The 12,708-nt window shown below is 71.4% G+C and carries 11 protein-coding genes and 1 tRNA gene; 6 read left to right on the forward strand and 6 right to left on the reverse strand.

The annotated features are described in order from the left end of the window. The first annotated feature begins 147 nt into the window (after positions 1-147). Positions 148-2,826, forward strand: coding sequence for an HAD-IC family P-type ATPase (locus tag P8S73_RS09735; protein ID WP_396350356.1), 2,679 nt, complete (start codon positions 148-150; stop codon positions 2,824-2,826). A 93-nt stretch (positions 2,827-2,919) separates the two neighbouring features. Here P8S73_RS09735 and P8S73_RS09740 read toward each other — a convergent pair. From P8S73_RS09740 to tmk, 4 genes are all read right to left on the reverse strand, one after another. Beyond that, a tRNA-Thr gene (locus tag P8S73_RS09740) sits at positions 2,920-2,992 on the reverse strand. A gap of 86 nt (positions 2,993-3,078) precedes the next feature. Next, the gene (locus P8S73_RS09745; RefSeq protein WP_121242143.1) at positions 3,079-4,653 is read right to left on the reverse strand and encodes an alpha/beta hydrolase; all 1,575 of its coding nucleotides are present in this window, start codon (positions 4,651-4,653) and stop codon (positions 3,079-3,081) included. Between the two features lie 17 nt (positions 4,654-4,670). Further along, a complete protein-coding gene (locus P8S73_RS09750) occupies positions 4,671-5,798 on the reverse strand; it encodes a DNA polymerase III subunit delta' (protein ID WP_121566292.1) in 1,128 nt (375 codons plus the stop codon). Beyond that, positions 5,795-6,451 (reverse strand): dTMP kinase, encoded by a 657-nt coding sequence (tmk, locus tag P8S73_RS09755; protein WP_208546796.1) that lies wholly within the window; start codon positions 6,449-6,451, stop codon positions 5,795-5,797. The genes P8S73_RS09750 and tmk overlap by 4 nt, the downstream gene beginning before the upstream one ends. 95 nt (positions 6,452-6,546) lie before the next feature. On the opposite strand from tmk, the gene P8S73_RS09760 reads away from it, so the two are divergent. Both P8S73_RS09760 and P8S73_RS09765 read left to right on the forward strand, forming a co-directional pair. Then, positions 6,547-7,677, forward strand: a complete 1,131-nt coding sequence (locus P8S73_RS09760) for a PLP-dependent aspartate aminotransferase family protein (protein WP_208546797.1) — start codon at positions 6,547-6,549, stop codon at positions 7,675-7,677. 9 nt (positions 7,678-7,686) lie between these two features. Beyond that, positions 7,687-8,037 (forward strand): DUF2516 family protein, encoded by a 351-nt coding sequence (locus tag P8S73_RS09765; protein WP_039101070.1) that lies wholly within the window; start codon positions 7,687-7,689, stop codon positions 8,035-8,037. A gap of 98 nt (positions 8,038-8,135) precedes the next feature. On the opposite strand, the gene P8S73_RS09770 is transcribed toward P8S73_RS09765, so the two are convergent. Beyond that, on the reverse strand, positions 8,136-8,927 hold the full coding sequence (locus P8S73_RS09770) for a class I SAM-dependent methyltransferase (protein ID WP_070636684.1): 792 nt from the start codon (positions 8,925-8,927) through the stop codon (positions 8,136-8,138). A gap of 67 nt (positions 8,928-8,994) precedes the next feature. Here P8S73_RS09770 and P8S73_RS09775 point away from each other — a divergent pair, with 67 nt between their 5' ends. Then, a complete protein-coding gene (locus tag P8S73_RS09775) occupies positions 8,995-9,753 on the forward strand; it encodes a phosphoglyceromutase (protein ID WP_249494291.1) in 759 nt (252 codons plus the stop codon). 75 nt (positions 9,754-9,828) lie between these two features. Here the strand turns inward: P8S73_RS09775 and phoU are convergent, their stop codons facing one another. Continuing rightward, complete coding sequence (gene phoU, locus P8S73_RS09780) at positions 9,829-10,527, reverse strand: phosphate signaling complex protein PhoU (RefSeq protein ID WP_019310499.1); 699 nt, start codon at positions 10,525-10,527, stop codon at positions 9,829-9,831. Between the two features lie 222 nt (positions 10,528-10,749). Between phoU and P8S73_RS09785 the strand changes: the two genes are divergently transcribed. After that, positions 10,750-11,943, forward strand: a complete 1,194-nt coding sequence (locus P8S73_RS09785) for a sensor histidine kinase (protein ID WP_396350357.1) — start codon at positions 10,750-10,752, stop codon at positions 11,941-11,943. Continuing rightward, positions 11,940-12,620 (forward strand): response regulator transcription factor, encoded by a 681-nt coding sequence (locus tag P8S73_RS09790; RefSeq protein ID WP_039101075.1) that lies wholly within the window; start codon positions 11,940-11,942, stop codon positions 12,618-12,620. Before P8S73_RS09785 ends, P8S73_RS09790 begins: the two co-directional genes overlap by 4 nt. Positions 12,621-12,708 lie beyond the last annotated feature (88 nt).

Genomic DNA, 12,708 nt, shown 5'->3' on the forward strand with positions numbered 1-12,708 from the left:
TGCGGCCGCCTGAGCCGCACCGTCCTGGTCGCAAGTTTATAAAACACCGTTGTGCCACGGTAGGCCTGAGCGGGATTGTTGCCGCCCCCGGTGCGTTCGCGGTGCTCATAGACTGAAGGGTGTAGCGGTGCCGACCCGAGGAGAACCATGCCCCAGCGGACGCAGAGCCCGTCGCCCAAGCCGGCCACTGTCGACGACGGCGTCCTCGTCCGCCAGGGTCTCAGCTCGGACGCCGTTGCCGAGCGGATCGCCCTCGGACTGACCAACGCGTCCTCCAGCACCACGTCCCGCAGCGTGTGGGCCATCGTCCGCACCCACGTGTTCACCCTCTTCAACCTGGTGCTGGGGCTGTGCGCGGCGGTCATCATCGCACTGGGCCGGTGGCTGGACCTGCTGTTCTGCCTGGCTGCGGTGAGCAACGTGGTGATCGGCTTCGTCCAGGAGTACTCCGCCAAGCGGCAGCTGGACAGGATCGCCCTGCTGCGCCGGGACCCCGCGCGGGTGCTCCGCGACGGTGCCACCGTTCGGATCCCCCTCGAGGAGATCGTGCTGGACGACGTCCTGCTGCTCTCCCGCGGGGACCAGGTCCCGGCGGACGCCGTGGTGCTCGAGGCGGACGGCCTGGACCTGGACGAGTCGCTGCTCACGGGGGAGAGCGACCCCGTGGTCAAGCGCCGGGGGGACCAGGTGTTCTCCGCCTCGAGCGTCACGGGCGGCGCGGGGAAAGTACGGGTCACGGCCGTGGGGGAGGCGTCCCACGCCTCCAGACTTGCCACCGAGGCCAGGCAGTTCGCCCCCATCAACTCGGAGCTGCGGGCCTCGCTGGCTCGCGTGGTGCGGTGGCTCACCATCGCGCTGCTGCCGATCGTGGCCGTGGTGCTCAACGGGCAGATGCTGGCCGCCGGCGGGTGGCAGCACGCGTTCACCTCGGGGGGCTGGGCGGACGCCCTGGTCGCGGCCGTCTCCTCCGTGGCGTCCATGATCCCGCAGGGTCTGGCGCTCATGACCACCATCAGCTTCGCGGTGGCGGCCGTGAAGCTCGCCCGTGACGAGGTGCTGATCCAGGAGCAGCCCGCGGTCGAGGTGCTCGCCCGCGTGGACACCGTGTGCTTCGACAAGACCGGCACGCTCACGGAGGGCGGGGTCTCGTTCGACGCCGCCCGCAGCCTGATGGCCGGGGCGCGCCCGTCTCCCGGCGGCGTCGGCGAGCGCACCGCCGCCACGCCGGACCGTGGCCGCGCTGACCGTGCTCCCGGGCGGAGCGCCGCCTGCGAGGCGACCACCACAGCCTGCACCGCGGCGTCGACGTCTGCCGGGGACAGGCCCGACGGCGTCACGGGACGAGAGGCCACCGACGTGGTGACGCCCGAGCCCGACGCCGCGGCCGCGCTCGCGTGGTTCGGAGCGGACCCGCACGCGAACCCCACGGCGGCCGCGCTCGCCGAAGGCTTCGAGCACCCGAACCCGCTGCCGCCGGTGGCCGTGCTCGCCTTCTCCTCCGCCAACAGGTTCTCCGGCGTGGAGTTCCCGGACAGCGGGGCCTGGATCCTGGGCGCCCCGGAGGTGCTGCTCGCGGCGCCGGAGCACGACGCGGCGCGGGGGCGCGCACACGCCCTGGCGGCCGCGGGAATGCGCACCATGGTGCTCTCCCACGCGCCCCACCTGGTGCTCGCGGACGAGGGTGGGACGGACGAGAAGCCGCGCGCGGCACAGGTGCTGCCCACCGACCACGAACCCCAGTTGCTGCTGACCTTCTCGGAACAGGTGCGCTCGGACGCCCGGCAGACCCTCGAGTACTTCCGGGAGCAGGGTGTGGACCTGAAGGTGCTCTCCGGGGACAACCCCGCCACGGTAGCGGCCGCGGCGGCCACGGCCGGGATGGACGTCTCCCGCGGGGCGGTGGACGCGAGCACGCTGCCGGAGGATGGCGAGGAGCTGCACCGTGCTGCGCTGGAGCACAGCGTCTTCGGCCGGGTGTCACCCCACCAGAAGAAGAACATGGTGCTGGGACTGCAGCAGAGCGGGCGCGTGGTGGCCATGACGGGCGACGGGATCAACGACGCCCTGGCCCTCAAGCACGCGGACCTGGGGATCGCGATGGGCAACGCCGCGCCGGCCACCAAGGCCGTTTCCCGCCTCGTGCTGCTGGACGGGCAGTTCTCCCGGCTGCCCTCGGTGCTGGGCGAGGGTCGGAAGATCATCGCGAACATCGAACGGGTCACCAACCTGTTCCTCACCAAGACGGGCTTCGCGGTCATGATGGGGCTCGCCCTCGGGCTGCTCGCCTGGACCTTCCCGTTCCTGCCGCGCCAGTACTCCACGGCGGACGCGCTGATGATCGGCATCCCGTCCTTCGTGCTCACGATGCTCCCGAACACCCGCCGCTACGTCCCCGGGTACCTGCGCCGGGCCCTGCACTTCGCGCTCCCGAGCGCGGCGATCGTGACGCTCTGCGTGGTGGGTCTGAACTTCTACGAGCGCACCGTGGACCCCGCGCACAGCACGGAGGCGTTCCAGACCGCCAGCTTCATGGTGCTTGTGCTCGTGGGGCTGTGGGTGCTGTGCGTGGGCTCCCGGCCGCTCACGCCCGTGCGTCTCGCACTCGTGCTGGCGATGTACGCGGGGCTCGTGCTGGTCCTGGTGGTGCCCATCTCCCTGGCGTACCACCAGTTCGAGCTGCCCCACGAGTCCCTGTTCTGGGCGTCGCTGGCCATTGCGGCGGCGGGTTCCGTGCTCGTGGAGATCAACTTCCGGGTGCACACGCGGTGGCTGCGGCGCACGCAGCGGGAGGCCTACCGGGAGGCGGAGAACGCGCAGCAGCAGTGACGGCTCCCGCCGGACACGCAGAACGGGCGGCCCCGAGGAATCCTCGGAACCGCCCGTTCTGTGGCCGCGGAACAGCTGCCCGGGGCCGTGCGGAGCCGCCTGCCGGAATCGAACCGGCGACCTATTCATTACGAGTGAATCGCTCTACCGACTGAGCTAAGGCGGCGTGACCGGGATGCGGACACCCCAGATGCACGCCGAAACAGTATCAGATGCCGGTCAGGCACCACCAATCACACCATCGCGGCGAGCTCAGCTCTGCTCGCACACGGCGCCCTCGTCCGGCAGCCGGCCCCGGAGGAAGTAGTCGTCCACGGCGTCCGTGATGCACGAGGAGCCGGAGGTGTAGGCCGTGTGGCCGTACCCCTCGTGGGTCAGCAGACGGGCGTCCCCCAGCTGATCGGTCAGGGACTCGGCCCAGGCGTGGGGCGTGGCCGGGTCGTGGGTCGTGCCGATGACCATGGCAGGGGTCTCCACGTCCGCACGGTAGTCCTCGAGCGGGGTGACGGGCTCGTCCGGCCAGCCCTGGCACGCCGCGGCGCCGTAGCCCAGGTAGGGGCCGAACGTGGGGGCCTGCTGCGCCATCTCACGGGCAGCCCGCTCCATCTGCTGGTCGGTCACGTCCGCCGAGGAGGTGTCCAGGCAGCTCACCGCGGTGAAGGCCATGGACACGTTGGAGGTGTACTCCCCGGATGGGCTGCGCCCGTGGTTGGAGTCGCTGGCCGCCATCAGGGCGTCGTAGTTCCCGTCGAAGGCATCCTGCAGCGCCGAGTTCAGCTGGGAGTAGCCGGTGGTGGAGTACAGGGGCACCAGGATCCCCTCGATCGCGTTCGTGGCGGTGACCGTGCGCCCGTCCGAGGTCCTGGCGTGCCCCTCGGAGACCGTGGCCAGCATGTCCTGGATCTTGGACATCCCGGCGTCCACGTCCGCGCCGGCCACCGCACAGTCCTTGGTGGTCTCCTGGCAGTCGGCCACGAAGTGGCGCAGGTTGTCCTCGAATCCCTTCGCCTGCGCGAGCGCTGCGGACTGCTCGTCCAGGGTGGGGTCCACCGCGCCGTCCAGCACCATGCGTCCGGTGCGGGCGGGGAAGAGGTGGGCGTACGTGGCACCGATCTCCGTGCCGTACGAGAAGCCCAGGTAGTGCGTGGTGGGCTGCTGGAGCACGGCCCGCAGGACGTCGAGGTCCCGGGCCACGCTCTGGGTGTCCATGTGGGACACCACGGCCGAGGAGTTCTGGTGGCACTTCTCCCCGACCTCTCGGGAGCTCGCCCGCAGCTCGTCGAGAGACTGCTTCTCGGGGTCGAACGCGGGTTCGGAGCGCCACGCATCCATCTCACGGTCCGTGAGGCACTCGATGCCGTCCGAGCGGTCCACCCCGCGCGGGTCGAAGCCCACGAGGTCGTACTCCCTGCGCATGTCCTTGGAGGAGAAGTAGTCCGCGGACGCCATCATGTCCACGCCCGAGCCACCGGGGCCACCGGGGTTGAGGAACAGGGTCCCGGCGGCGTCCCCGTCAGAGGCCTTCAGCCGCGCGATCTCCACGGTGGTGTCGCCGGCGTCCGGGTGCTCGTAGTCCACGGGCACCGTGACGCCGGCGCACTCCAGGCCCCGGGGGAACTCCTGCTGCTCGGAGGTCTTCTCGCACTCGCCCCACTGCGGGGTCTGCGTGTAGAACCGTGCCAGCGCCGGATCCGTGCCTGCCGTGACCTCAGGGTCGGCGCTGCCGGCGGCGTCGGTCGCCCCGGTGCTCCCGCTCGAGCACGCGGACAGGGACAGCGCGGCCGCGCACAGCAGGACGAGCGCACGGTGGGGGAGTCTGCGGTTCACGGGGTCCTCTCGGCGGGTCAGACGATGGAGACCATCATGGCCTCGAACGCCAGCTGCGCGCTCACGTTCGTGCGGATCCTCCGGCGCGTCTCACTGATCACGTCGATGGTGTGCAGCGTCTGCTCCGCGGCTGTGTTGGTGGCGTAGCCGCGGATCTGATCACTCAGGTGCACGTTGATCAGGGGCATCCCGGTGTCCAGCTGCACGCTCAGCACGTCCCGGTAGAACGTGGTGAGGTCGATCAGGAACCGGTCCAGGGTGTCGGTCTGGATCCGGCGGGAGCGGCGCTTCTGATCCGCCTCCAGCCGGTTGAGGGCCCCCCGGATGGCGGGAGGAACCCGACCCGTCTCGGGGGCGCCCAGGGACACGAGCAGCTGGGCCCGCTCCTCGTCGTTGCGGGCCTCCGCGTCCGCCGCGGACTCGTCCACGGCGAGGCGGTGCAACCGGTCCGCCGCGCGGACGGCCTGGGTGACCCCGCGCATGGACAGCGGGAGGGAGACGACCTCCTGCCGGCGGGTGCGGGCGTCGTCGTACAGGGCGAGGCGCGTGGCCACGCCCACGTGGCACTGGGCGAGCCGCGCGCACTCCACGGCCCGCTCCTCGGTGACGCCGTGGCGGGCCACGAGCAGCCGGGCGACGTCCTCGGGGGAGGGGACCTTGAGGGTCACGGCGCGGCACCGGGAGCGGATGGTCACGAGCACGTCCATGGGGGAGGGTGCGCACAGCAGCCAGATGGTGTGCGGGGGCGGCTCCTCGATGCTCTTGAGCATCACGTTGGAGGTGCGCTCCGTCATGCGGTCGGCGTCCTCCACGATCATGATGCGCCAGGAGCCCACGGACGGCCGGTCCTGAGCCCGCACCACGAGCTCACGGGCCTCCTCGATGCTGATCTGGGGGTTCTCCGTGACGAAGTTGGTGACGTCCGCGTGGGTGCCGGCGAACGCCGTGCGGCACGCGTGGCACTGCCCGCACCCGGTGCCGTGCTCGCACAGCAGCGCGGCCGCCAGCGCGCGTGCTGCGGTGGAGCGGCCCGAACCGGGTGGGCCCGTGAACAGCCAGGCGTGGGTGGGCTCGTTGTCCCGCGCGGCGCGCTGCAGCTGCTCCACCACGCGGGGCTGCCCCACGACCTCGTCCCACACGCTCACAGTGCGCCTCCCGGGGTTCCGGGCAGCAGCGGCGCCACGCGAGCTGCCACCGCGCGCGTGATCGCCTCGACGGGCTCGGCCGCGTCCAGCACCAGGTACCGCTCGGGGCTGCGGGCGGCCAGCTCGAGGAACGCCGCGTTCACGGCGTGGTGGAAGGCGCGGTCCTCGGCCTCCATGCGGTCCACGGCCACGCCGCGGTGGAGGCGTCGGGACTCGGCGGTGGCCGGGGCCACGGCCAGGACCACCGTGAGCTGCGGAACCAGTCCCTGCAGGGCCCAGTGGTTCAGCTCGAGCACGTGCTCGGTGCCCAGACCCCGCCCCGCCCCCTGGTACGCCACGGAGGAGTCCACGAACCGGTCGCACAGCACGATCTCGCCGCGCGCCAGGGCGGGCCGGATCATGCGGGACACGTGGTCCGCGCGGGCGGACGCGAACAGCAGGGCCTCCGTGGCGGCGTCGACCGGTGCGTGGGAGGGGTCCAGCACGAGAGCCCGCACGGCCTCGGCGAGCGGCGTGCCCCCGGGCTCGCGCGTGCACGTGACCGTGTGCCCGGCACTGCGCAGGGCCGCGGCGAGGGCACTGACCTGGGTGGACTTCCCGGCGCCGTCACCGCCTTCGAACACGATGAGCGCCCCGCGCGTTGAATCCTTCACGCGCACCACTCTAGCCAGCGCCCCCGACACCCTCGGGTCCCGCCCGGGGCTGGGCAGGCAGCACAGCACGGGCCCACGGTCGTAGGCTGACGGGCATGCACAAGGACACCCTGGTGGTGACGGGCGGCCGCCCCGAGCCCCTGCACGACGCCCCCGTGAACCCTCCCATGGTGCTGAGCTCCACGTACCGGGGGACAGGGGACGTCGCGGACGGCGACCGCTCCTACGCGCGCTCCGCCAATCCCACGTGGGAGGCCTTCGAGGAGGTCCTGGGGCAGCTCGAGGGTGCGCCCTGTCCGGCGTTGTCCCACGCATCGGGGATGGCCTCAATCGCTGCGGCGCTGAGCCTCGTGCCGGTGGGCGGCACGGTGGTGGTGCCGCGGCACAGCTACCAGGGCACCCTGCAGCTGGCCCGGCGCCTGCAGGACCGCGGGATCCTCACCGTGCGTGCCGTGGACATCGCGGACACCACCGCCGTGCTCCGCGCCCTGCCCGGCGCGGACCTGCTGTGGATCGAGAGCCCCACCAATCCCATGCTGGAGGTCGCCGACCTCCCCGTACTGCTCACGGGCGCCCGTGCGCGGGGCGTGCTCACGTGCGTGGACAACACGTTCGCCACGCCGCTGCTGCAGCAGCCGCTCTCACTCGGTGCGGACCTCGTGGTGCACTCGGCCACCAAGTACCTGTCGGGGCACTCGGACGTCCTCATGGGTGCCGTGGTGTGCGCGTCACCCGAGCTGCGGAGTCGACTCCACACCCAGCGCACCCTGGAGGGCGGCATCCCGGGCCCCTTCGAGTCGTGGCTCGCCCTGCGGGGGCTGCGCACGCTCGCTGTGCGCCTCGAACGCGCCGTGGCGAGCGCGGCGGTGCTCGCCCGGAGGCTCCAGGAGCACCCCGCCGTGGCCCAGGTGCGCTACCCCGGCCTGCCGGGCGACCCCGGGCACCAGCGCGCGGCCGCGCAGCTGACGGGCGGCTTCGGCGCGGTGCTCTCGGTGGTGCTGCACGACGACGCCGCCGCGGCCGAGCGCCTCGTCTCCGGCCTGCGCGTGTGGACCCCCGCCACGTCGCTCGGCGGTGTGGAGTCCCTCGTGGAGAGACGGCGCCGGCACCCGGAGGAGCCGACCACCGTTCCCGAGAACCTGCTGCGGCTGTCGGTGGGGATCGAGAACGTGGAGGACCTGTGGAGCGACCTCGCCGCGGGGCTCGACGCGCTCGCCGATCGGTAGACTGCTGCCGTGACTTCTTACCCGTGGGCCCTCACTCTGGCGAACTACCTGGACTACGCCATCACTGTGGTGGTGGCGGTGCTCGCCCTCCTCGCGGCACTCGACTGCGTGCGGCGCTCCCCGGTGCAGTTCGAACGGGCTTGGAAGCGCACCAAGTCCTTCTGGCTCGCCCTCACGGGTGGTGCCGCGGTGGTCACCGTGTTCAGCGCGGTCTTCTCCACCCTGTCGATCCTGCGGGTGGGCATCCCGGGGACCGGGTCGCTGATCCTCATGCTCATTGCGGCCACGATCGCCGGTGTGTACTTCGCAGACGTGCGCCCCGCCGTGGCGGGGGAGTCCAAGAACCCCGGGTCCTGGTGACGCGGACGAACACACTGCGCTGAGCGCCCGGACAGCGTGGTCCGTCGGGCCCGCTGGGATCCAGCGGGGTCCACGCTCGGAACAGTGCCGCGCACGGCTCAGTGCGGCGCCACCGCATCCCACGGCACCGTGAGCTCGCCGAGTCGCCACCGCGCGGGTCCGTGCAGCACGGGCCATCCGGTGGCCTTCAGATCGCGGCACATCGCGTTCCAGCGCTGCCGCGGCCCGAACGGTGACAGTGCGGCGTTCGCCAGCCAGGCGGCGTCGGCGGCGGCCAGGAGGTCGTGGACGCGCTCACCCGGCACGTTGCGGTGGATCAGGACCTTGGGCAGCCGGGCGGCCACGTCCGAGGGCAGCGCGAAGGCGCCCGGGCGCATGCTGACGGTGAAGGTCTGCGGCCCCTGGGCGGTGCAGCACAGCCACGTGGCCAGCCGCCCCAGCTCGTCGCACGTGCCGTCCATGAGCACACCGCCCGGTGCCAGGCGGGAGCACGCGAGCTCCCACGCCGCCGGCACGTCCTCCACCGGGTACTGGCGCAGCACGTTGAACGCGCGCACGAAGACCGGCGACCGTGCGCCGGTGGGAATCTCGAAACCGCCGCGCTGGAACGACAACCCCGGGCGGGCGTGGGACTGCGCGCCGGCCACGCGGGCCGGGTCGATCTCGATCCCCGTGAGCTCCACGTCCGGCCGGACGGTGCGGGCGCGCTCCCACAGCTCCACCGTGGTCACAGGCGCGGCCCCGAAGCCCAGGTCCACCAGCAGGGGATCGGTGGCGCCGCGGAGCACGGGGGCCAGCACGCCCGTGAGGTAGCGGTCCGCGCGGCGCAGCCGGTTGGGGTTGGTGGTGCCCCTGGTGACGGATCCAACGGGGCGCTGCTGAAGGGGCACACGGCCACTGTACGTCCGGTGCGCGTCGCCCGTTCCCCCGCGTGGTCAGGGGTGGAACAATGGAGCCATGGCTAACGAATCAGCGACTTACAAGCTCATCCTCCTGCGCCACGGCCAGTCCGAGTGGAACGAGAAGAACCTCTTCACCGGCTGGGTGGACGTCCCCCTCACGGAGAAGGGGCGCGCCGAGGCCACCCGGGGCGGCGAGCTCATGGCCGAGAACCAGCTGCTGCCGGACGTGGTCCACACGTCCCTGCTGCGCCGCGCGATGAACACCGCCAACCTCTCGCTGGACGCCGCGGACCGGCTGTGGATCCCCGTGAAGCGCTCGTGGCGTCTCAACGAGCGCCACTACGGTGCGCTGCAGGGCAAGAACAAGGCCGAGATCCGCGAGGAGTACGGCGAGGAGCAGTTCATGACCTGGCGCCGCTCCTACGACACCCCGCCGCCCGAGCTGGACGACTCCTCCGAGTGGTCGCAGGCCGGGGACCCCCGCTACGCGGACGTGGCCAACCTGCCCCGCACCGAGTGCCTCAAGGACGTGCTGGAGCGGTTCATGTCGTACTGGGAGGAGCAGGTCATCCCCGACCTCAAGGCCGGGAAGACCGTCCTGGTGGCCGCGCACGGCAACTCCCTGCGCGCCCTGGTCAAGCACCTGGACGGGATCTCGGACGAGGAGATCGCCGGGCTCAACATCCCCACGGGCATCCCGCTGTACTACGAGCTGGACCAGAACCTCAAGCCCGTGACCCCGGGCGGTCGGTACCTCGATCCGGACGCCGCCGCGGAGTCCATCAAGGCCGTGGCCAACCAGGGCAAGAAGTAGGGGTCACCACCCCATGACGAAGGCCCCGCCCGAAAGGGCGGGGCCTTCGTCGAGAACGGGCCGGGGCCCGCAGGATCACTCCCCGGCGTCGGTGCCGTAGTGGCCGTGGCCCGTGGGGTGGGTGTCCGTGGCGGGCGCCCAGTCCCCGGTCACCAAGTAGGACACCTTACGAGCCACCGAGACGCCGTGGTCGCCGATGCGCTCGAGGTAGCGGGAGGCCAGGGTCACGTCCACCGCGGTGGGCACGGAGGAGTCCCACTCCGGGGCGGCGAGCATCTCGAAGACCTGCTGGTGCTTGAGGTTCAGCTCCGACTTCAGCGCGAAGATCTCGTCCGACTGGCTGATGTCGCGGTTGCCCAGCACGGAGATCACGCGGGAGATCAGCTTGAGGTCGATCTCGAACATCTCGTCGAAGTGGGCGCGCATGGCCTCGGGCAGGACGGGCTCGGGGAAGCGCAACCGGGCCAGCTGGGCCAGGTGGCGGGCCAGGTCCCCCATGCGCTCCAGGGAGGCGCTCATGCGCAGGGCACCCACGATCATGCGCAGGTCGGAGGCCACGGGGGCCTGCAGGGCCAGGATGTCGATGGAGCGCTCGTCCAGGTCGTTCTGCAGGAAGTCGATGCGGGCGTCGTTGGAGATGACCTCCTCGGCCACCTGGATGTCGGCGTCGAGGAAGGCGGTTCGGGCGCTGGCCAGTGCCTGCTGCACGAGCGTGGCGATCTGGATCAGTTCTTCACCGACCTGGTGGAGCTCGGCCTGGAAAACCTTGCGCACAGGGGCGTCCTTTCATTCACGGCAGTTCTTGGTCCCGTAGCCTACGCGTCTCGAGCGGGTCGGGTGCCACCGGGGGATCGGTGCGACGACGTCGCACACGTCTCACCAGGTTCACAGGCGGTCGTGAACGCGCCGCCATCCCCAGGTGAACGTTGGCTGAACCGGGTGGCCGGACCGGTCGATCGGGGGCTCCGCGCCAGCCCGGGAGTCTAAGCTGACACCGTGAGCGAGACGACGATTGCCCTGCTGGCCGGGTTCATCGGCTTCCTGCTCGGCATCAGCGGACTGATCGCCGTGCGGGTGAGCCAGCGCCGTCGTCATGCTTATGCGGACGTCCAGGAGCCCACCCTGCCGGAGGGCACCGCGGAGATCCTCGCGGCACTCGGACTCGCCTACGTGGTGGTGGACGGCGTGGACGGCGTGGTCCGGGCCTCTCCTGCGGCGTACGCGTACGGCATCGTGCGCGGCCACACCGTGGTGCACCAGGAGCTCCTGGACATGGTCCGCAGCACCCGGCGCAACGGCGTGGTGGAGGAGAAGCGGCTGGAGCTGACCCGCGGCCAGCTGCAGCGGGGCGTGATCGTGCTCGACATCCGGGTGGTGACCATTGCGGACGAGTACATCCTGCTGCTCGCGGACGACCAGACCGAGATCGTGCGCGCGCAGTCCATCCGCAACGACTTCGTGGCCAACGTCTCCCACGAGCTCAAGACCCCCGTGGGCGCCGTCAGCCTGCTGTCCGAGGCCATCGAGGACGCGGCGGCGGACCAGGACTCCGTGCGGCACTTCGCCGCGAGCCTGCAGCGGGAGTCACGGCGGCTGAGCGCGCTCGTGCAGGACATCATCGAGCTCTCCCGGCTGCAGGGCACGGACGTGGTGTCCAAGGGCACCGCGGTGGCCCTGAACCGCACCGTGGGCGAGGCCGTGGACCGCAACCGGCTGGCGGCGGAGACCAAGCACATCGAGGTCAAGGTGGGCGGGCGGATCGACACCCCGGTGTTCGGGGACCCGGACATGCTGGTCACGGCCGTGCGCAACCTCATCGACAACGCCGTGCGGTACTCCCCGGAGCACACCCGGGTGGGCGTGGGGCTGCGGGAGCGCGACGGCATGGCGCAGATCACGGTCACGGACCAGGGGCCGGGGATCTCGGAGACCGAGCAGGACCGGATCTTCGAGCGCTTCTACAGGGTGGATAGCGCACGATCGCGCCAGACCGGGGGCACCGGACTGGGGCTGAGCATCGTCAAGCACGTGATGGCGCAGCACGGCGGGGAGGTCTCCGTGTGGTCCCAGCCGGGCAGGGGCTCCACGTTCACCCTGCAGATCCCGCTCATGGAGGATCCCGACGAACAGCACGGGCCGCCACCGTCCGGTGGCGCGCACCGCAGACACCGAGTGGAGGAACGCGCGTGACCCAGATTCTGATGGTGGAGGACGAGGAGTCCCTGAGCGACCCCCTGGCCTATCTCCTGGGCCGTGAGGGCTTCGACGTCACGGTCGTGGCGGACGGCGTCCGCGCCGTGGCGGAGTTCGACCGGTCGGGCGCGGACCTCGTGCTCCTGGACCTCATGCTCCCGGGCCAGTCCGGGACCGAGGTCTGCAAGCAGATCCGGCAGCGCTCCACGGTGCCGATCATCATGCTCACGGCCAAGGACGCGGAGATCGACAAGGTGCTCGGTCTGGAGCTCGGCGCGGACGACTACGTCACCAAGCCGTACTCCTCCCGCGAGCTGGTGGCCCGCATCCGGGCGGTGCTGCGGCGCCGCTCCGAGCCCGAGGAGCTGATCACCGCCACGGTGGCGGCGGGTCCCGTGCGGATGGACGTGGAGCGGCACGTGGTGCACGTGGGCGGCGAGCCGGTGGCCATGCCGCTCAAGGAGTTCGAGCTGCTGGAGATGCTGCTGCGCAATGCGGGCAGGGTGCTGACCCGCGGGCAGCTGATCGACCGGGTGTGGGGCTCCGACTACGTGGGGGACACCAAGACCCTGGACGTGCACATCAAGCGGTTGCGCTCCAAGGTGGAGCCGGACCCGTCCGCACCGCAGCACATCGTGACCGTGCGGGGGCTGGGCTACAAGTTCGAGGCCTGAGCGCGGCGCGGGTCCGCACGGGCTCCGGGCACGACGGGGCTGCGGAAGGACGGGGCTCCGGAAGGACGGAGCCCGCGCGCGCCCACCG

The organism is Kocuria sp. ChxB (assembly GCF_044359605.1).
Lineage (GTDB): Bacteria > Actinomycetota > Actinomycetes > Actinomycetales > Micrococcaceae > Kocuria > Kocuria rhizophila.

Excerpts from the sequence above, each read along its gene's own strand:
- P8S73_RS09735 (WP_396350356.1), top strand. The coding sequence starts at position 148 with ATGCCCCAGCGGACGCAGAGCCCGTCGCCCAAGCCGGCCACTGTCGAC.
- P8S73_RS09760 (WP_208546797.1), top strand. The coding sequence starts at position 6,547 with ATGCACAAGGACACCCTGGTGGTGACGGGCGGCCGCCCCGAGCCCCTG.
- P8S73_RS09775 (WP_249494291.1), top strand. The coding sequence starts at position 8,995 with ATGGCTAACGAATCAGCGACTTACAAGCTCATCCTCCTGCGCCACGGC.